Source organism: Chitinophaga sp. RAB17 (assembly GCF_052114225.1).
In the GTDB taxonomy this organism is placed as follows: Bacteria; Bacteroidota; Bacteroidia; order Chitinophagales; family Chitinophagaceae; genus Chitinophaga.
In genome coordinates this window covers 128,822-148,008 of sequence record NZ_JBFREI010000014.1, presented here as the reverse complement: position 1 = coordinate 148,008, position 19,187 = coordinate 128,822, and the positions used below count along the sequence as shown (strand labels likewise).

At 42.6% G+C, this 19,187-nt stretch carries 21 protein-coding genes; 14 read left to right on the top strand and 7 right to left on the bottom strand.

Annotation, left to right across the window (positions count from 1 at the left end):
- Positions 1-451: 451 nt before the first annotated feature.
- The 4 genes from AB4Z08_RS31420 to AB4Z08_RS31405 all read right to left on the bottom strand — a co-directional run bounded on the left by AB4Z08_RS31420 (position 452) and on the right by AB4Z08_RS31405 (position 4,528).
- Entirely contained in the window at positions 452-1,726 is a 1,275-nt protein-coding gene (locus tag AB4Z08_RS31420; protein WP_441577746.1) for a hemolysin family protein, read from the bottom strand.
- A gap of 42 nt (positions 1,727-1,768) precedes the next feature.
- Positions 1,769-2,338, bottom strand: a complete 570-nt coding sequence (gmk, locus tag AB4Z08_RS31415) for a guanylate kinase (protein WP_441577745.1) — start codon at positions 2,336-2,338, stop codon at positions 1,769-1,771.
- 154 nt (positions 2,339-2,492) lie between these two features.
- Positions 2,493-3,803 (bottom strand): UDP-N-acetylglucosamine 1-carboxyvinyltransferase, encoded by a 1,311-nt coding sequence (murA, locus tag AB4Z08_RS31410; protein ID WP_441577744.1) that lies wholly within the window; start codon positions 3,801-3,803, stop codon positions 2,493-2,495.
- Complete coding sequence (locus tag AB4Z08_RS31405; RefSeq protein ID WP_441577743.1) at positions 3,800-4,528, bottom strand: DUF4290 domain-containing protein; 729 nt, start codon at positions 4,526-4,528, stop codon at positions 3,800-3,802. Before AB4Z08_RS31405 ends, murA begins: the two co-directional genes overlap by 4 nt.
- Positions 4,529-4,671: 143 nt before the next feature.
- Here AB4Z08_RS31405 and AB4Z08_RS31400 point away from each other — a divergent pair, with 143 nt between their 5' ends.
- Together AB4Z08_RS31400 and AB4Z08_RS31395 are read left to right on the top strand one after the other, a co-directional pair.
- Entirely contained in the window at positions 4,672-4,848 is a 177-nt protein-coding gene (locus AB4Z08_RS31400; protein WP_441577742.1) for a hypothetical protein, read from the top strand.
- Between the two features lie 86 nt (positions 4,849-4,934).
- Positions 4,935-5,642, top strand: coding sequence for an alpha/beta fold hydrolase (locus AB4Z08_RS31395; protein WP_441577741.1), 708 nt, complete (start codon positions 4,935-4,937; stop codon positions 5,640-5,642).
- Positions 5,643-5,648: 6 nt separating this feature from the next.
- Here the strand turns inward: AB4Z08_RS31395 and AB4Z08_RS31390 are convergent, their stop codons facing one another.
- Together AB4Z08_RS31390 and AB4Z08_RS31385 are read right to left on the bottom strand one after the other, a co-directional pair.
- On the bottom strand, positions 5,649-6,578 hold the full coding sequence (locus tag AB4Z08_RS31390; RefSeq protein WP_441577740.1) for a tryptophan 2,3-dioxygenase family protein: 930 nt from the start codon (positions 6,576-6,578) through the stop codon (positions 5,649-5,651).
- A gap of 66 nt (positions 6,579-6,644) precedes the next feature.
- The gene (locus tag AB4Z08_RS31385) at positions 6,645-7,112 is read right to left on the bottom strand and encodes an Lrp/AsnC ligand binding domain-containing protein (RefSeq protein ID WP_079471223.1); all 468 of its coding nucleotides are present in this window, start codon (positions 7,110-7,112) and stop codon (positions 6,645-6,647) included.
- A 643-nt stretch (positions 7,113-7,755) separates the two neighbouring features.
- Between AB4Z08_RS31385 and AB4Z08_RS31380 the strand changes: the two genes are divergently transcribed.
- The 11 genes from AB4Z08_RS31380 (at position 7,756) to AB4Z08_RS31330 (ending at position 15,406) form a co-directional block, all read left to right on the top strand.
- Positions 7,756-8,193 carry a TolB family protein gene (locus AB4Z08_RS31380; RefSeq protein WP_441577739.1) on the top strand — a complete coding sequence of 146 codons (438 nt, stop codon included), beginning with the start codon at positions 7,756-7,758 and terminating at the stop codon, positions 8,191-8,193.
- Between the two features lie 161 nt (positions 8,194-8,354).
- Positions 8,355-9,062: a tRNA (guanosine(46)-N7)-methyltransferase TrmB gene (gene trmB, locus AB4Z08_RS31375; protein ID WP_441577738.1), complete on the top strand. Its 708-nt coding sequence runs from the start codon at positions 8,355-8,357 to the stop codon at positions 9,060-9,062.
- Positions 9,034-9,237, top strand: a complete 204-nt coding sequence (locus tag AB4Z08_RS31370) for a DUF5522 domain-containing protein (protein ID WP_441577737.1) — start codon at positions 9,034-9,036, stop codon at positions 9,235-9,237. Before trmB ends, AB4Z08_RS31370 begins: the two co-directional genes overlap by 29 nt.
- Positions 9,164-9,589, top strand: coding sequence for an MGMT family protein (locus AB4Z08_RS31365; protein WP_441577736.1), 426 nt, complete (start codon positions 9,164-9,166; stop codon positions 9,587-9,589). The genes AB4Z08_RS31370 and AB4Z08_RS31365 overlap by 74 nt, the downstream gene beginning before the upstream one ends.
- A 44-nt stretch (positions 9,590-9,633) precedes the next feature.
- Positions 9,634-10,077: an IPExxxVDY family protein gene (locus AB4Z08_RS31360; protein WP_441577735.1), complete on the top strand. Its 444-nt coding sequence runs from the start codon at positions 9,634-9,636 to the stop codon at positions 10,075-10,077.
- Between the two features lie 85 nt (positions 10,078-10,162).
- The gene (locus tag AB4Z08_RS31355) at positions 10,163-10,393 is read left to right on the top strand and encodes a 4a-hydroxytetrahydrobiopterin dehydratase (protein WP_133807589.1); all 231 of its coding nucleotides are present in this window, start codon (positions 10,163-10,165) and stop codon (positions 10,391-10,393) included.
- Between the two features lie 20 nt (positions 10,394-10,413).
- A complete protein-coding gene (locus AB4Z08_RS31350; protein ID WP_441577734.1) occupies positions 10,414-12,498 on the top strand; it encodes a histidine kinase in 2,085 nt (694 codons plus the stop codon).
- A 25-nt stretch (positions 12,499-12,523) separates the two neighbouring features.
- Positions 12,524-13,276, top strand: a complete 753-nt coding sequence (locus AB4Z08_RS31345; RefSeq protein ID WP_441577733.1) for a LytR/AlgR family response regulator transcription factor — start codon at positions 12,524-12,526, stop codon at positions 13,274-13,276.
- A 261-nt stretch (positions 13,277-13,537) separates the two neighbouring features.
- Complete coding sequence (locus AB4Z08_RS31340; protein ID WP_441577732.1) at positions 13,538-14,173, top strand: TetR/AcrR family transcriptional regulator; 636 nt, start codon at positions 13,538-13,540, stop codon at positions 14,171-14,173.
- A 63-nt stretch (positions 14,174-14,236) separates the two neighbouring features.
- Entirely contained in the window at positions 14,237-14,842 is a 606-nt protein-coding gene (locus AB4Z08_RS31335; protein ID WP_441577731.1) for an outer membrane beta-barrel protein, read from the top strand.
- 102 nt (positions 14,843-14,944) lie between these two features.
- Entirely contained in the window at positions 14,945-15,406 is a 462-nt protein-coding gene (locus AB4Z08_RS31330; protein WP_441577730.1) for a hypothetical protein, read from the top strand.
- Positions 15,407-15,483: 77 nt separating this feature from the next.
- On the opposite strand, the gene rho is transcribed toward AB4Z08_RS31330, so the two are convergent.
- Positions 15,484-17,202: a transcription termination factor Rho gene (gene rho, locus AB4Z08_RS31325; protein ID WP_441577803.1), complete on the bottom strand. Its 1,719-nt coding sequence runs from the start codon at positions 17,200-17,202 to the stop codon at positions 15,484-15,486.
- A gap of 445 nt (positions 17,203-17,647) precedes the next feature.
- Between rho and asnS the strand changes: the two genes are divergently transcribed.
- Entirely contained in the window at positions 17,648-19,087 is a 1,440-nt protein-coding gene (gene asnS / locus AB4Z08_RS31320; RefSeq protein ID WP_441577729.1) for an asparagine--tRNA ligase, read from the top strand.
- The last annotated feature ends 100 nt before the right edge of the window (positions 19,088-19,187 follow it).

Below are 19,187 nucleotides of genomic sequence, written 5' to 3'. Positions count from 1 at the left end.
AAAGAAAAAAATAAGGAAGAGAGGAATGGAGCAGTAGAGAAAAAAAAAGAGCCAGCCCGAGAAGAATCAAGAGCCGGCCTTTCATCCATTGTTTGTTAACCCCAAAAAAGTTGAATTCGAGAATGTCTTTAGCTTCCAGTTAAACTACCTACCTAATTGATGGCAAGCGTTCAGAATAAGTAAGAATCCCTGGTTGCGTTTTATATTGTAATACAAAAATAACAAGAATTATTTTATTATCAATGTTGGAACACTTTTTTTACAACCTTTTAACAAAAATCAAATCATTGTGTTACATCATCTGAAGCAAATGTATACAATCCGTGTTAAATTCCTACTACTTTTTTTAAAAACGTTTTAGCAAAATTGTTATTGTATCGTTAATTCAAACATTATAGAAATAATTATATCATATTAATATCCGATAAGTCAACCAATTTAACGGTCATGTCTATACCAACATCTTCATCTTCACCATTTCGATCCTGGTATCCGTAACATTCAGAATATCAAACTCATAATCGTCAATTATAATGCGTTCCTTGATCTTTGGAATAGTCTCGTGATGGTTGATGATATATCCTGATAACGTTTCACTTTCATCTTCAGGAAAATCCAGGCCATATCTTTCATTCAAGTAATCGAGTTCCAATCTGCCGGAGAAAATGTATTCTTTTTCAGCAATCTGCTTTTCTACAAATTCTTCTTCATCATGTTCATCTTTTATTTCTCCGAATATTTCCTCCAATACATCTTCAATAGTCACAATACCTGCAGTACCACCAAATTCATCTACCACCCATGCAATACTTTTGCGTTCCTTATTAAACTTGCTGAGCAGGTCTATGGCGCTCATTGTTTCCGGTACAGCAAGAATAGGATGAATGATGCTGTTGATTTCCTTCGGATCCTTGAACATGTCCAGCTGATGAATATATCCGAGGATATTATCGATGGAGCCTTCATAAATAACGATTTTTGAAAGCTTTGTTTCCATGAATTTCTTCCTGGCATCACCAATAGGGCGCTGTATTTCCAACGCTTCTATTTCTTTGCGTGGAATAAGACAGCCACGAATTTTTACATGCGCGAGTGAGAGTGCATTTTCGAATAACTCTGTATTCAGCTCCTGGTTGTTTTCACCGAAATGCTGTTGTGATTGCCGGATAAAATGCTCTACATCCACACGGGTAAAGGATTCACCATTCTCTACCAACCTTACATTGAAAAGATATTTCAACATCCATTCGGATATTGATGCGAGTACATTACCAATTACATAAAGAGGCTTTGCAATCAGTGATATCGGTAAGGCAAAGAAACCAAGCAATGTTTCAGGCCGGGATCTGAAAATGGCCCTGGGCACAAAAAAGCCCATGAACAGCATAATCAGGGTAGCCAATATCACTTCGAGGAAGATCACCAGGGGTTGCATGCCTGCAGCCTCTGATTGTTGCTTCATCAGGGAATCCCATGCAGGTTGAAAAACACCTGCTACCATGATGCCATAAATGACAACAGTGATCGTGAATCCAACCAGGCTCGTGGCCAGAAAACGACTGGGATTTTCATTTAAACCGGCTAAAATTTTACCAGTAGCCCGGCCTTGCTTCTTTTTGAGCTCAATGCTAAGTTTATTAACATTGGCAAATGCAGCTTCGATACCTGAAAAGAAGCCTGCCAGCAATACCAGGAAAATCAAAATAATTATTGTGTATCCGTCCATCCTAACAAAAATAACGAATTAGGAAAACCAACAATCAAGCCGCTACTTTATATTTAAAAAATCTGTTACCAGCTTTTTTACTTCTTCATAAGCCTGTTCCAGTTCGTCATTTATCACAATATGATCAAATTCATGCGAGAAAGACAGCTCGTAGCGGGCTTTTGCCAGGCGCTCCTCCAGGGAAGACTGGGTTTCTGTACCTCTTTCGCTGAGCCTTACCCGCAGGGCATCTAACGATGGGGGCTGTATGAAAATAGTCAGTGCGCTGTTGTGATATTTTTCTTTGATAGATAAGGCACCTTTTACGTCGATGTCTACCATTGGGATCTGCTCGCTATTCCAGATACGTTCCAGTTCACTTTTCAGGGTACCATAATATTTACCGGCATATACCATTTCGTATTCTGCAAACGCATTTTCCTCTATTTGCCGATGAAACTCATCGGCAGACAGAAAGTAGTAGTCCCTTCCATCTACTTCATTGGCACGCGGGGTACGGGTGCTGGCGGAGATAGAAAAAGACAATACCGGCATATTAGCCAGTATTTTTTTTACGATGGTAGTTTTGCCGGCCCCGGAAGGTGCGGTAACGATGATGATCTTTTTTTCCATTATTATATCAGAATCAATGTCGCTGATGACTTCAAATGCAAAACCCAAAAACCGGTAAAATGTTTTACTGGAATTTGGGTTGTGCCAGCTATCAGCTGTTAGCTGTTAGCTATTAGAAATGCAGCGGAGCTTATATTTCCGTTCTTTTTCTTTGTTATACTCTTTTTATATCTGCTCCCAGCTTTCTCAACCTTTCGTCGATATACTGATAGCCACGATCTATCTGGTCTATGTTCTGGATAGTGCTCTTTCCTTCTGCACTGAGTGCGGCAATCAGGAGAGACACACCCGCACGTATATCCGGAGATGACATGGTAATACCGCGCAACGGGTGCTGCCGGCCCAAACCAATCACCACTGCACGGTGAGGATCACATAAAACAATCTGTGCGCCCATATCTATCAGCTTGTCCACGAAGAACAGGCGGCTTTCAAACATTTTCTGGTGAATCATTACACTACCCTTTGCCTGTGTGGCTACTACCAGCACAATACTCAGGAGATCCGGTGTAAAGCCCGGCCATGGATGATCTGAAATGGTAAGAATGGAACCGTCCAGGAAAGTCTGTATTTCGTAGGAATCCTGGGAAGGGATATATATATCATTCCCCTGGATTTCCAGCTGGATACCTAACTGGCGGAATTTTTCCGGGATGATACCCAGATTTTCAACACCGGCATTTTTAATGGTGATCTCGCTTTGCGTCATCGCAGCAAGGCCAATAAAAGAGCCGATTTCTATCATATCCGGCAGCATGCTGTGTTCGCAGCCACCAAGTTCTTTTACACCTTCAATGGAAAGGAGATTGGATCCTACCCCGCTGATACGTGCTCCCATGCGGTTGAGCATTTTACAAAGCTGCTGCAGATAAGGTTCGCAGGCCGCATTGTAAATGGTGGTCGTTCCTTCGGCCAATACAGCTGCCATTACAATGTTGGCTGTACCGGTAACACTAGGTTCATCCAGCAGCATATAAGTGCCCTTCAGCCCTCCTGCTGTTTCCAGACGGAAATAGTTATCATCCGCATCATATACAAAGCGGGCGCCCAACTTTTCAAAACCGATAATATGAGTATCCAACCTGCGCCGACCGATTTTATCGCCGCCTGGTTTTGGAATAAATGCCCGACCAAACCTGGCTAACAGGGGGCCTGCAATCATTACGGAACCACGGAGCTTACCTGATTTCTTTTTAAACTCCGGGCTTTCCAGGTATTTCAGATCTACTGCATCTGCCTGGAACTCGCATGTATCACGACTTATACGATTTATTTTTACACCTGCATCTCCTAACAACTCTATCAGCAGATTCACATCTACTATATCCGGAATATTGGTGATGGTAACCTTTTGTGGGGTCAGCATCACTGCACTGATGATCTGTAAAGCTTCGTTTTTGGCACCCTGGGGTATAATTTCCCCCTTTAAGCGGTTGCCGCCTCTTACTTCAAAAGCACTACTCACTTGTTCCTGTTTTTGTTGTATTTGTTATTGTGCTTATTGTTATTATCTCTGCTTTTGCCGCCGCCGCCGCCGCTATTATTGCTGCTTTTGAATTTATTCTGCTGGAAGCTTTTGCGTTTGGTAGAACGGAACTGGTCAGCTGCTCCGGCCACATTACCACCGCCACCACCACCAAAGCTGGCAGGGCTGGCTACATGTGAAGTATGACCCGGATGGTATTCCAGCTGGTTATCGGTAATGGCCAGCAACTCCGCCTTGATAGCATCATCGTGTACACTTTCCTTGTGCCAGTTGGTATAGGCCAGTTTCATATAGTTACCGATACATTGGGTAAATCCTTCTTTTTTATCAGGATTTTCCTCATGCAGGGCTTTGTCTATGATCATTTCCAGGTTTTTACCGAAGTGGCGGTTCCTGGGATATTTTTTTGGATAAGGAAGTTTATCGGGCTTTGCTCTCAGCTTTTCAATAGTGGGGATTGGATAAGGGGATTCCACCTTGAGGTTAAAGCTGGAGATATTAAAAATATGGTCCCATAATTTATGCCTGAAGTCTTCCACATTACGTAAATGCGGATTCAACGTACCCATGAGCTCTATTACCGCCATAGCATTACGCTGACGCTCATCGTCGTCTTCTATGGTTACCAGGTACTCCACCATTTTCTGGATATTCCTGCCATATTCCTTCATTATCAGGTAATTACGCGTGGTATTGTATTCCATTACTAGTATTTAAAAAAACATGATTTGATGATGGGACATCTTAAGTGAAGAAAATTAATCGGCAACATCTATGCAAACATAATAAAAAAATATGAGGAACATTTCATAAGGGTGTATTGTTTCTAAGCGCCAAAATGTTTGATATGGAAGGATGGAAAAACAAGGTTACGCTGGTTACAGGCGCAGGTTCGGGCATTGGCAAATATGTGGCAGAACAGTTTGCAAAGGGCAGCGCCAGTGTGGTACCAAGTAATATTGATGAAAAGGCCGGCAGCTACTATCCTGTTGATGGCCGGATGATTTGGTTATTCACTTATTAGGATGTTTTATAAAGAAATCACAATAAAATATCCCAATAATTGAATAATCACCCTGCCGAATCCAAAATGTTTGCTAGTTTTAGTCAATGCAAACAAATAAACTCCCCATACTTTTTTTACATGGTGCATTAGGCGCCACTTCACAATTTCAACCGCTGGCGGCCGAATTATCGGAACATTACGATGTGCATCTGCTTAATTTCAGCGGGCATGGTGACGTTCCTTTTTCAGAACAGGGATTCAGTGTACAGGTATTTGCGGCTGAAGTATTATCCTACCTGGAGCGCCATGGGCTGGACTTTGTACATATTTTCGGATATAGCATGGGCGGATATGTAGCTATGTACCTGGCCCGTCATTATCCAGAAAAGACCGGGCGTGTGATTACACTGGCCACCAAGTACAACTGGAATGAAGCCACGGCCAGTAAGGAAGTAAGGCAGCTGAACCCGGTATTGATTGAAGAAAAAGTGCCGGCATTTGCACGGGTGCTGGAAGAAAGGCATACTGCCAGTGATTGGAAAACGGTGGTAACCCGCACCGCTTCGCTCATTGAAGAGTTAGGACATCAATCTTTGCTGAAGCATGCCGACTATGCACAGATCGTTACACCCTGTATGCTGATGATGGGCGACCACGATAATATGGTGTCTTTCCAGGAGACAATTGAAGTGTATAAAGCCTTGCCACTGGCACAGCTGACGATTTTACCGGATACGGCACATCCGCTGGAAAAAGCAGATGTACCGTTGCTGGCATATTACATAAGAAGATTTACAACGCAGAATATCTGATCTTAACTACTCGCCCATGGCCAGTTTACCCCAATTATCAAGTTCTTCTTCTGTCCACAGTTCCGGGAAAAAGACGATGCGCTTGTTTTTTGGAGGCAGGTATTGTTGCCAGTTAGTACCACCAGTGGCAGCAATATCTTCCGGTCTTTTGTGCAGGTACCTTACGGCAGACTTATAGTGCATCAATGGCCAGCGCACATTGATATTGAGGTCATATTCCTTTAACAGGGGCATTACTTCGGCCTGTGCTTCCGGCGTGAGTTGCTGGAAGCTGGCTTGTATGTTACAATCCTTATAGCGGGTAGCGAGTTGCAGGAAAGTATCCATGTATTTCAGCTCAAACTGGCGCAGCGTCAGTGTTTTCTTACCTGTAGCCAGTTCTGTGGCCCCACTTCTCCAGTAGATATTATCGAGCACACCTTTTAATTCCAGGTGCTCCATATCGGGGCGCATAGGTTCATATACCAGGTTGTTTAACCGGGTAGAGCAAATTTCGATCATGCGGAATTGTCCGCTCTGGAAGCCGCTGGCAGGTAACAGTGCCATACGGAATTGCAGGAACTGTTCCTTATCCATCCCATCTACCATTATTTCAAATGAGTTGATGAGACTGCGGAAATAGTTGTTGATCCTTTTTAGCTGGGTAATAAAAATTTCAGCTGACAGTACGGGTGCAAGGCTGATTTGTTCGATTGCCTGCAGTGATAACTTAAAGTACAATTCCGTGATCTGATGATAAATGATGAATATTCTTTCATCAGGAATCGGCGTGCGCGGATGTTGCAGATTCAGCAACACATCCAACTGAATATAGTCCCAATATGTGAGGTAGTCCGCGTACAGAAGGCCATCCAGGTAGGATGACAGGTTCTGACCCATGGCGGCATACTTTTCTTCCAGCCGTTGAATTTTTTCGGCAATTTCTGTTGTAACCATGGCGAAAATTAATAATTAAGAATGAAAAAGCAACAGGGCTACGCCCTTCCATTCCTAAAAACTAGATTATTCCACCACGTTAATTGTTCTGTAAAAGCTTTCTTCGAGGGAAATCAGGGTTTCAGTCCTTTCAATGCCTTTGATTTTCTGCAATTCATCGTGAAGGATACGGCGAAGCTGGGTAATATCTTTACAGATGATTTCCGCGAACATGCTATAGCTTCCGGTAGTATAATTAAGACGTACCATTTCCGGTATCTTTCTTAATTCTTTGGCAACGGTATCATACATGGAGCTTTTTTCCAGATAAATACCAATAAAAGCGATTACGTCATAGCCGATCATTTTTAAATCTACATGTAATTTAGTACCTTTAACTACACCCAGTTCTTGCAATTTCTTCATTCTCACGTGGATAGTCCCGCCGGAAACGAACAATTTCTTCCCCAGGTCGGCGTAGGAGATCTCGGCATTAGACATCATTTCGCTGATAATCTGCAAATCGAGTTTGTCAATATTCAAATTGTGGCTCATTTTTACAATTTGTTTTTGAATGTTTTAAAGTTATATGCAAATATTTAAAAAATATCGAAAATTCCAAAATTTCTCTTAAAAAATTTGCAAAAAAGTACCCTTCTCTTTAGATTTGCATCATAATCATTACCAAACAGGTTAACGGAAAGCAATAACAGGTAACGGTTTTAACACTTTGTGGGATGATGAAATTGGCAGACATGCCCTCTTGTCTCGAGGGTGGGGATCACAGGATAAACGTAGTATAATTGGGTTGACCACTAATCTTACTTGTGCTACAGCTAACTGCCCCGTGGAGGTTCGACTCCTCCTCCTACAGCTTAATTGGTTTAAAGAGCTCGTAAGTTATCATGCTTACGGGCTTTTTTTATGCCCACCACCGCTACCATGGCCACTTCCGACCTCCCATCCATAGTTATACATTCGGACGTCATCCCCGCATCAAGTCCACCTCAAGTCCACCTCTATTGTAGTGTTACTATAGGTGCATAGCCTGTTTCAGGCATAGGATCATCGGAGTCTACCTACCCTTTCTTCCCGGCATCTAACTGGTAAAATATGATATAAGTTATCATGCTTACAGTATTTTATTATTTAATTTCAATATATTATATATTTGAAATAATAAACCTATATTCTTATCATGAAGAAATTATTACTTGGCACCGTAGTCCTTCTGGCCTTCAATGCAGCCGTTATTTTAACCCAGATGAGTTGTAAAAAAGAAGCGAAAGCCGAACCTGCACCAACCGGAACAACCATCGCTCAATTGGATCAGATCCTTTATTTGAAACATTTTACAGCAGACCGTTATTTGGCAGAAATCTGGATATCTAAACTGGATGGCACTAATAACCACAAAGTAAACCTCACCTTACCAGCTAATATGCGGGTGTCAGATGAGGCCAAACTCAGCCCGGATGGTAAAACAATTGTGTTCAGCACATTGCTGAATACCACTGGCGGAGCCAACACATGGGGCGATGGTGGCATTTATACCTGTAATGCAGACGGCAGCAATGTTAAAAAGATTACCGAGGCCAGTACAGATGGTTATCTGAGTTTACAGGGAGTCTATTAATTTTTCAGGCTATAAAAAAAACAGCTGCTGCCGGGGTTTCCGGGGCAGCTGTTTTTTATAGCTGGACCTGGCCAGCTACCAGCCCTACCAGTCACCACTGCCAGCCACATCTACCTATTTATCCTCTCCCCATTCAAAAAATCCCAGTATTTTTGCCGCAAATGGGACAAAAAAAATTAGAACGATTTGCTGAAATCGAAACCTTCCCCAACGTATTGATATACCCGGAAGGTATGCAGGGAAAATGGAATGAATTCTTCAAAAACAGCCACCCTATTACATTAGAGCTGGCCTGTGGTAAGGGAGATTATACCCTGGGTATGGCCCGGTTATTCCCGGATCAGAACTTTTTAGGCGTAGATCTTAAAGGCAACCGCATCTGGAGAGGCGCCAAAACCGCACTCGAAGAACCGCTGACCAACGCCGGCTTCTTACGCACACAAATAGACAAACTCAACAACTACTTTGCACCAGGAGAAATAAAAGACATCTGGATTACCTTTCCGGACCCTTTCCTGCGCAATTCCAAGTCAAAGAAAAGGTTAACACACCCGAAGTTCCTGCAATTGTTTCAGCCATTGCTGGCGCCAGGAGCTACCATTAACCTGAAAACAGATTCTCCGCAGCTCTATGCTTTCACCCAGGAAGTAATCAGCGCCGCGGGATGTATCCTCATAGAAGATATTCCTGATGTATACGCATTACCGGAGGTTCCACCACTGTTAAAGATTCAGACCTTTTATGAAGGCATGCACCTGGCAGATGGCAGAACAATCCGTTATCTGAAATTTCAACTGCCTGCCGCTCCGCTGAACTGGCAAAGCATAAAACTGCCTTCAGATGAAGCAACCGTTGGTGGAGAAGATTGATTTTTACTATAACGCCCAGGGCTATATGGTATTTACCGAAAAGTTTCACCTCGACCGTGGCTTCTGTTGTGGCAACGGCTGCAGACATTGTCCTTTTGATTATGAAAAAGTACCTGAACCCAAAAGAACTACCCTCCTTGCCCAGCGCAGGGAAGAAGGAAAAGGAGACCAGTGAAAAGGTTTCCTTTTTCGAAACTGTATTTAAAATAGCACGCACCGTACCACGCGGCCGGGTCACCTCTTACGGTGCCATTGCAGATGCCTCCGGCTTAAAGCTGACAGGCCGTATGGTAGGCTGGGCCATGAATGCCGCCGGCAGCGCCAAGCCTCCTGTGCCCGCCCACCGGGTGGTAAACAGCAAAGGTGAATTAAGTGGCAGAAGCCATTTCGCCACCCCAACCCTGATGCAGGAATTACTGGAACAGGAAGGCGTAATTGTAAAAGAAGATAAAATAGAAAATTTTAAAGCTGTATTTTGGGACCCGGGACAACCTTCTTCCAAAAAGAGCATTAAGAAGAAAGGATAATTATTTTTTCAACATCCAGGCAGGGTGTAGCGTTACTTTTCTATATGACAATACTCAAGTTAAAGCTGGACCAGGAGCAATTGGTGGAGGATTTCTTTGAGAACACTCACCTGATTGGCATCGCTGCTTCTTCGCGTGATTACCAGTTGTGCTGGCATATCAATCGTCAGCTGCACACCAATTTCCGGGTGAATAATCACCTGGAAATCACGATTTCCAAGAAGACAAGGTCCTTCCATTTCCCCATATTTGAGTTTCATGAACCTACCAATTCAGTAGCACACTATATTTACAACAATCATTGCCAGGCAGAATTCCTGCTACCAGAACTAAAACAGATTGATTTTTTGTGGATGATCAAGGGAGATTACTACCAACCGAACGATGTAAAAAAATTATTGGAAGAATTACGCCTTGTTCCGCTTGTACAATTAGTATCTTTACTGGATATCAGAGAGATCAAAAATAAGATGAACCTTATTTTTTAGGATAGGCACAGCACAGCAGCGCTTAATAATTTGACCAGATTCAGTGACGGACCCCAGTTTTACATTTTAAAACCCCTGTTATTTTATGTGGGAAGAAAAAAATAAACAGCTTTACCGGGCATTTGAATTCAAGGATTTTCGGGATGCATTTGCGTTTATGACAAAAGTCGCACTGGTCGCGGAAAAAATGGATCATCACCCCTACTGGACCAACGTTTATAATAAAGTAGAAATATTTCTGAGCACACATGATGCAGGAAATATTGTTACTGCTAAGGATGAGGCAATGGCAAAAGCTATTGACAAATTGCTCTAACTAAATTTATATAACACTTTGTGAAGCGCATTATTTTAATGCTGCTGTTGTACTGTTACACTGCAGAATCCTTTGCCAATACGGATCGTACCCCAGTAGATACACTGATTACAGATACTACATTCGCACCTGCGAATATGGATCTGCGCCCCTATATCAACATCCTTACAGACGACAATCAACACCTGACCATGGCACAGGTGAGTCAACTTCCATTCATACACCAGGAAAAATTATTCCATAATAATCCTAAAAACAATGGCCGTGTAAACAATTGCTGGCTGCGGCTTACCATCAAAAACCAAAGCAATAAAATCCTTTCCTGCCAGCTGTTTTCAGGCTGGCACGACTATATGTACTGGTACATGCAGGCCCCCGGAGATACCCCGCAACTGCTCATGCAAACCGGCCTGATGTTAGACAATGGTGGTGTGGAAAGATGGAATCACTACGCTTTCAATGTAAATGTACCCTCCGGTCAGATCCGCACCTTCTACCTGCATATTATCAATAAATCATATAATGAAAATGCCCTGATGCCTATGCTCTTCAGCACAGTAGCGTATGCCGCATTCCGGGACCAACAACTGGATACCTATCGTAAAGAAGCAGTCATCATACAGGTACTACTCGGTATGCTGATGGTCTTCTTCAGTATTTCTATTATTAATTATATACAGCTACCGGACAGATCCTACATCTACTTTGCCGCTTATGTGCTGGGGCTCATTCTTTTTTTTGCACTAAGACTGGAGAGCAAGCCTTATCAATTGTCGTTCTTTCACCGGTGGCCGATGCTGAAATACTACTGGGACATTCCAGGGCTGCTGTTCTGTTTTTACCTGATGTACCTGTTATTCGGTAATACCTTCCTCAACCTGACAGAGCGCTATCCCTTTATGGAGCGGGTATTTACCTGGGTAGCCGCGGTAGTGGGCGGCCTGATTATTCTGTGTATGTATTGTATTGCAGAAGAACAATATCATTTGCCCACTATTATATACAGCTATGTATATTTCATCACCCTCGTGCCTTTACTGGCGGTATTTGTGGCCCTGGCCAGGCGCTCCAGGCATCATCCGCTGGTCCGGTTTTTCCTCTATGGATCTGTGTGCCTGTACCTGGCCTGTTTCGGTTCCTTTTTAATGCATGTGCGCCCATTGGGCCTGCTCAGTGCATTGGGAGAGCTGGCCGCCCCTACTATGCTGCTGATCGGCGGCGTATTGTTACAAGCCATGTTTTTCCTGGCAGGATTAAGCTATCGTAACAAACTGGTGCATCTCGAAAGAACCCGTACACAGGAGTTGCTCATCAAACAACTAAATAAAAATAAAGAGCTGCAACGTAAACTGAATGAGCAACTGGAAGAACTGGTAAAAGAACAGACCACCGAAATCCTGCGCAAAAAGCAGGAACTGGAAGAACAACGCAAGAAACAACTGGAAACAGAATACGATAAGAAGCTGACGGAGATTGAGCTGAAAGCGATACGTGCACAGATAAATCCTCATTTCATTTTCAACTGTCTGAACTCCATTCAGCTGTTTGTGATGCAGCGCGACTATGAATATGCGCAGAAATACCTGTCTGACTTCTCTTACCTGATCCGCAAAACACTTGATTTCTCCCGGCGTAATTTTATTTCGCTGGCAGATGAAATCACTTACCTGAATACTTACCTGGGACTGGAAAAGATGCGTTTTGAAAACAGGATGGAATATGAGATAGTGGTAGATCCGGTGATCGCCACCGCAGAACTGGAAATCCCGGCCATGCTGTTACAACCATATGTAGAAAATGCGGTAAAACATGGGATGACGAATCCCCAACAGCCTACCGGCAAGCTTTCTATCTTCTTTAACCAGGTAGCCTCCGACATGCTGGAGTGCATCATAGCAGATAACGGCATCGGCATTGCCCGCTCCAAATCCCTGCGTATGCTGCCAAAACATCACCAGTCGTCCGGAATGGAGATCAGCCAGAACCGCGCTGAGTTGCTGAACAAAATGTATAACACAGAAATTCAAATAGAAATTATAGACAGATCATCAGAAGATGAATCGGATAGCGGCACGATAGTTAAAATACTGATCCCGCAGTTATAATTAGTGTATCCGTTAATGTTATTTTATGATAAAGGCTATTATTATAGACGACGAGCGAAACAGCCGGGATATTATTGCGTTAATGCTGGAAAAATATTGTCCGGAGATCACCATTGCCGGTACGGCCTCGGACTGTACAGATGGAATTGAAAAAATAAAAACGCACCGGCCGGAGCTGGTATTCCTGGACCTTGAAATGCCTGATGGCACCGGGTTTGATGTATTGGCGGGTACCATGCCCGACATTCCTTTTGAAGCGGTGTTTGTTACCGCATTTGAAAAAAAATTCCTGCACGTGATCCGTTTCAGTGATGTGGAACTAATATTAAAACCGATAGATAAGGAAAGTTTATTACAGGCAGTTGCACTGGTAACAGCACGTATTAACTCCGGCAGCAAAAAAGACCGCTATGATGTACTCCTTGAAAATTTCAATCATAGCAAGCCGGTAGCCTGGAAGCTGCTTATACCGGCAACTAACGGAGAAGCTTACACTATAAATATTCCTGCCATCGAATACCTGGAAGCAATGGCCGAAAATTGCCTGTTCCGTTTAAACACCGGGCTACTCATTACTGCCGTACAGTCATTCCGGTACTATGCGGATCTTTTCGGCTCTCTTCGTTTCTACCAGATCAATAATAGCCAGATGATTCAGATTTCCAATATCAGTCACCTGGATGCTGCTGCCGGCAAAGTAGTGCTGAAAAGCGGTATAGTACTGGATATTACGGAAAGAAGACAACGTGATTTGTTACTCAAAATGAATCATAAATAAAACAGGGAACTACGTGTACCCTTTCCCGGTAATTATACATTTTCAAATTTTCCGGGGTCCTGCTTTCGATTTATTTAATGTTTATGCCTGCGTTTTTTATTAAGACGCGTATTTCCTTTCCATTTCCTCCTTTTTAATCTTTTGCGCGAAGGGTACGTAACAATTTCTTAACAAAAAAATTTGGTGGAATTACTTTTGGTTGTACATTTGACCCGCAAAACAAAATAGTCAAACAGTCAGATTTTGTTAGCATGATACTTTATGGCAGAACAGGACCAGAAACGAACTATGATTCTGGAAGCGGCATTAAAGCGCTTCAAGCGGTTTGGCTTGTCTAAAACTACCATGGAGGAAATCGCCAGGGATCTGGAGATTTCAAAAGGCTCTTTGTATTATTATTTTTCGGATAAAGAATCCATATACGTAGCGGTAGTGGAGTGTATGATAGCCGAATGCTTCCTGGATATGTCTGCATATGTAGAAGAAGCACCGTCTACCACCGCTATCATGGACCGTTACCTGGAGTTAAAAGAGAAGATGCTGCTGGAATATCACTTTCTGTTTGGTGTAAACGAATGGATTAAAGATGTTCCTTCCAGCCTGATGCGGCAAACCATTGAGTTATTGCAGCAGGTAGAAATTGCTTTTCTCTCAGCTACTATTTCCAAAGGGATAGAAAGCGGAGAACTCCACAAAGACACGGATACGGAACTAACCGCGCAGCTACTGGTAAATGTATTATTCGGTTTATGGGTAATATGGTGCAAGTGGCAGGCGGCAGGCTTTGATCCTCACGACCGGAACGCGCTGAAATGCTTCATGGCACGTGAAAAACAAGTATTGACCATTTTCTTTAATGGACTAAGATATCGACCAAACATCAACCTGGATTGCTAGAACGTATGTAGAAGAATCAATAACACAGGAATAGTTTTAATGAATATTTAAATTTAACGACAGATGAAAAAGTTGATTGTATTGGCCGCAGTAGCACTGTTCGGCACACAAGTAGCAAAGGCTCAGTTTTCGAAAGGCGATGTAATTTTAGGCGGTAATCTGAATGTTTCTACCACTAACACAAAAGCAAAAGACACTGACAAAAAAGAAACAGATACTAAATTTGGTATCAGCCCTAAAGTAGGTGTGGCATTGAACTCCAATTGGGTAATCGGTATTTTTGCAGAATCAAAATTTGGTTCCGATAAAACTTTTGAAGGTGTTAAAACCAAAACACTGGATATCACCCCAGGTATATTTGTTCGTAACTACCACATGATTGGTCAGAGCAAATTTGCATTCTTCGCAGAAGCCAACGCTGGTTACCATTTTGGTAATACAAAAATTAATGACAACAAAATCAGCACTGTTAACGGTTTTAAAGTGAATGTACTTCCCGGTATCACTTACTTTGTTACCAAACACTTCATGGTTGAAGGAGCATTTGGTGGTTTAAGCTATGGCTACGACCAAACTAAACTGGAAGCAAACGGTGCTAAAGCAAACACTAGCAAATTTGACTTTAACTTCCCTAAAGAATTCTCTCTGGGAGTTAACTGGATATTCTAATTGCTTCGAATATGAATTGCGTAAAATAATTACATCAGGCAATTGTATTCCTTTATCGGAGTACAATTGTTTTTTTGTTTAAGTAACTTATCCTGAAAATCTATGAAAAAATCACTTTGTTTAATTGTATTTCTCTGCGTATCCTTTTTCTGCTCAATTGCGTCTGTAAAAGAAAATTCCGCTACACACAAAAATTATATTCCCGCCAAAAGATGTGGAGCTGTTTTAACGCTAAATAACAACATGTTTGGCCGGGCGTATATCAGTTCGGTCCTTCTCACGGGAGGGCCCAGTTCTCCGTTATTATTTACTGCACGCACGGAAATTGGATCATTTAATTATCCCGATATCATTACTGTTGGATATTACCAGATGAGCATTCGTATTGATTATCCCTCCTCTTCCACCGGAGTTAATGGTATTATAGAAATAACCACCTCAATGGGGTTCTCCAAAGTTATCAATGCAGACTTACCTGCACTTTCTTATCCAGGGCATAAAGACTTAGATGTTCTTGTACCAGTAGACTGCGGCATATTGACTGTTACCTATAAGCAGTTTTAAGGTATCCGGTTAAATATTATAAAATAAGAAATCCCGCTAAATAGCGGGATTTCTTATTTTATAATATTTAACCGATCCTAGCTGTTCATAGAGATCAGGAATTCTTCGTTGTTTTTTGTTCCGCGCATATGTTGCAGCATGAAGTGCATAGACTCATCTGTGTTCATATCACCGAGGTGGTTACGCAGGATGTGGATACGTTTGAGAGAATCTTTATCCAGCAACAGATCATCACGGCGGGTAGACGATGCAGAAACATCGATAGCCGGGAAGATACGTTTGTTAGCCAGTTTACGATCCAGCAACAGTTCCATGTTACCGGTACCTTTGAATTCTTCAAAGATAACTTCATCCATTTTAGAACCGGTATCAATCAATGCGGTAGCCAGGATGGTTAATGAACCACCATGTTCAATTTTACGGGCCGCACCAAAGAACTGTTTAGGTTTCTGCATCGCATTTGCTTCCACACCACCACTCAATACTTTACCGGAAGCCGGTGCCACGGTATTGTGAGCTCTTGCCAAACGGGTAATGGAATCCAGCAGGATTACAACATCATGACCACATTCTACCAGGCGTTTTGCTTTTTGCAGTGCGATAGCAGATACTTTCACATGTTTTTCAGCTGGTTCATCGAAAGTAGAAGCAATTACTTCTGCCTTTACGCTACGTTCCATATCTGTTACCTCTTCCGGACGCTCATCTATCAATACTACCATCAGGTAAATTTCAGGATGGTTAGTGGCAATCGCATTTGCTACTTCTTTCAGTAACATGGTTTTACCCACCTTAGGTTGCGCAACAATCAGTCCACGCTGTCCTTTACCGATAGGCGTAAACATATCCATGATACGCGTAGAGTAGTTATTGGAAGTAGTAGTTAATCGCAGTTTCTCAAAAGGAAACAGTGGGGTCAGGTAGTCGAAAGGTACACGGTCGCGTACTTCTTCCGGTGATTTGTTATTGATGGTTTCTACCTTCAATAAAGCAAAGTACTTCTCTCCTTCTTTAGGTGGACGTACAGAGCCTTTCACGGTATCACCGGTTTTAAGACCAAAGAGTTTTATCTGGGAAGGAGATACATAAATATCATCCGGTGAACTGAGGTAGTTATAATCGGAAGAGCGGAGGAAACCGTAGCCATCGGGCATCATTTCCAGTACGCCTTCACTTACTATTACACCATCAAATTCTATATTAAAAACTGGTTCTTTCTTGCTTGGGTAGCGGTTCTTCTGCGCTGCAGGTGCAATTGGAATTTCTCCGGGCACTACAAAATCATCATCGTCCTGTTCATCTTCCTCTGCGGCAGGTATTGTTACCACTTCTTCTTCCTCCTCTGCTTCTTCATCTTCTGTAAAAGAAGGGATGATGATATCATCATCATCATCGAAGGTGAGGGAAGGAATGCTGTCCAGGTCTATCTCAAAATCTTTAATCTTAGGTTTTGCAGAATTAGTATTCACCGGGGTTTCATCCGCATCATGATCTTTTGATTTAGTACCGGTAGTTTTTTTGGCAGCTGGTTTTTTAGCAGCTGGTTTTTCTTCAGCGTGAGCAGGTTCTTCAGCACCGTGGTTACCGTCTTCTTTCTTTACAGGTTTGCGTTTACGTGCTTTTTTTTCGTCTCCGTTGGCTTGGTTATCTTCTGAGGCTAATACTGCTTGTTTATCAAGAATTTTGTAGATAAGGTCCTGTTTGTTCAGTTTTTTTGCGTTGGGAACGTCCAGTTTCTCTGCAATATCAAGCAGCTCAGGAACGAGCATGTCGTTCAGTTGTAAGATGTCGTACATCATCTGTGTTGTCAAATTTTAGAAGTGTTGTGAGGCGGGTACCACTGCATACCAACATACACCAATTACAAATAATTGTTTTTGAGTCAATAAATTTAATTAGCTTATTAAATTTGATAGGGAATGATTGAGTTTAGGAACTGCTGATGAAGATGTGAAAATGAACTTAATCAGGCAGAATATACCGCAAGATTAAAACAAGTTTTACTATTATCCAAAAATATTTAGGGCTGAATTGCCCCAAAGCGGCCTGTAATACAGTCTTCCCCGGGCTGTAAAAGACTGTCAGCGGGACGCTCAAAACCCTGTTTCTATTGATTCTGACCAACCTATCCAGCCATTTTTAACATTTCATTGGCATACCTGCCACGGAAAAAGGCGGGACCCCGGACTATATACTATGAAGTTTTCCGCTTATTTTTGCAGTCCTAAAATATAATATATTATGAGCCAAAGGGTGAAAGTCAAGCAAATCTTGTCAGACGACAAGGCGCATTACGAAGTAACGGTTAAAGGTTGGGTGCGTTCATTCCGCAACAATCAGTTTATAGCGTTGAACGATGGCTCTACCAATAATAATTTACAAATAGTTATCAATACCGAAAATACAGATGCAGCACTGCTGAAGCGCATCACCACGGGAGCAGCTATCAGCGCTACCGGCGAAATTATTCCATCCCTGGGTAAAGGCCAGAAAGTAGAACTGAAGGCGGTTACCCTGGAAATACTGGGCGACTGTGATCCGGAAAAATATCCATTACAGCTGAAAAACAAGCCCAGCCTGGAATACCTGCGTGAAATAGCACATCTGCGTTTCCGTACCAATACATTCGGCGCCATTTTCCGCGTACGTCATGCCCTTGCATTTGCCGTACACCGCTTCTTTAATGAGCGTGGATTTGTGTATCTGCATACACCTATTATTACTGCATCTGATGCAGAAGGTGCGGGCGAAATGTTCCGCGTAACCACGCTGGACATGAAAAACCCGCCACGGACAGAGAATGGCGAGATTGATTACAAAGAAGATTTCTTTGGAAAATCCACTAACCTAACGGTTTCCGGACAGCTGGAAGGAGAACTGGGAGCGATGGCTTTCGGAGATATTTACACTTTCGGCCCCACTTTCCGTGCAGAAAATTCCAATACAGCCCGCCACCTGGCTGAGTTCTGGATGATTGAACCGGAAATGGCCTTCTATGAACTGGAAGACAATATGGATCTGGCGGAAGCATTCATTAAATCTGTGATAGGATATGTATTGGATAACAACCGCGATGACCTCGACTTCCTGGCCAGCCGCCTCGTAGAAGAAGATAAACAGAAACCACAGCTCGAACGCAGTGAAATGGGACTCATAGAAAAACTGGAGTTTGTACTGCACAACGAGTTTGTACGTATTACCTATACAGAAGCCATCGACATTCTAAAGAACAGCAAGCATAATAAAAACAAAAAGTTCCAGTACCTGATTGAAGACTGGGGCGCTGATCTGCAGAGCGAACACGAACGCTACCTGGTAGAAAAACACTTTAAGAAACCGGTGATCTTAACCGACTATCCTAAAGAAATCAAGTCTTTCTACATGAAGCTCAATGATGACGGCAAAACCGTAAGGGCAATGGATATCCTGTTCCCGGGCATTGGCGAAATGGTGGGTGGTTCCCAACGTGAAGAAGACTACGACAAACTGGTAAAACGTATGGGGGAAATGCACGTGCCGGCAGATGAATTAAGCTGGTACCTGGATACCCGCCGTTATGGTACTGCACCACACGCCGGATTCGGCCTTGGTTTTGAACGCCTGATGCTGTTCGTTACCGGCATGACGAATATCCGCGATGTGATTGCATTCCCGAGAACACCGAAGAGTGCTGAGTTTTAAACGATTTTTGCCTTGATCAGGATTATACTGATTTAGATGATTATCCCGATATTTTTTTGGGATTTTATAAGATTAAAAAGATTAGCGAAGATTAATGCGG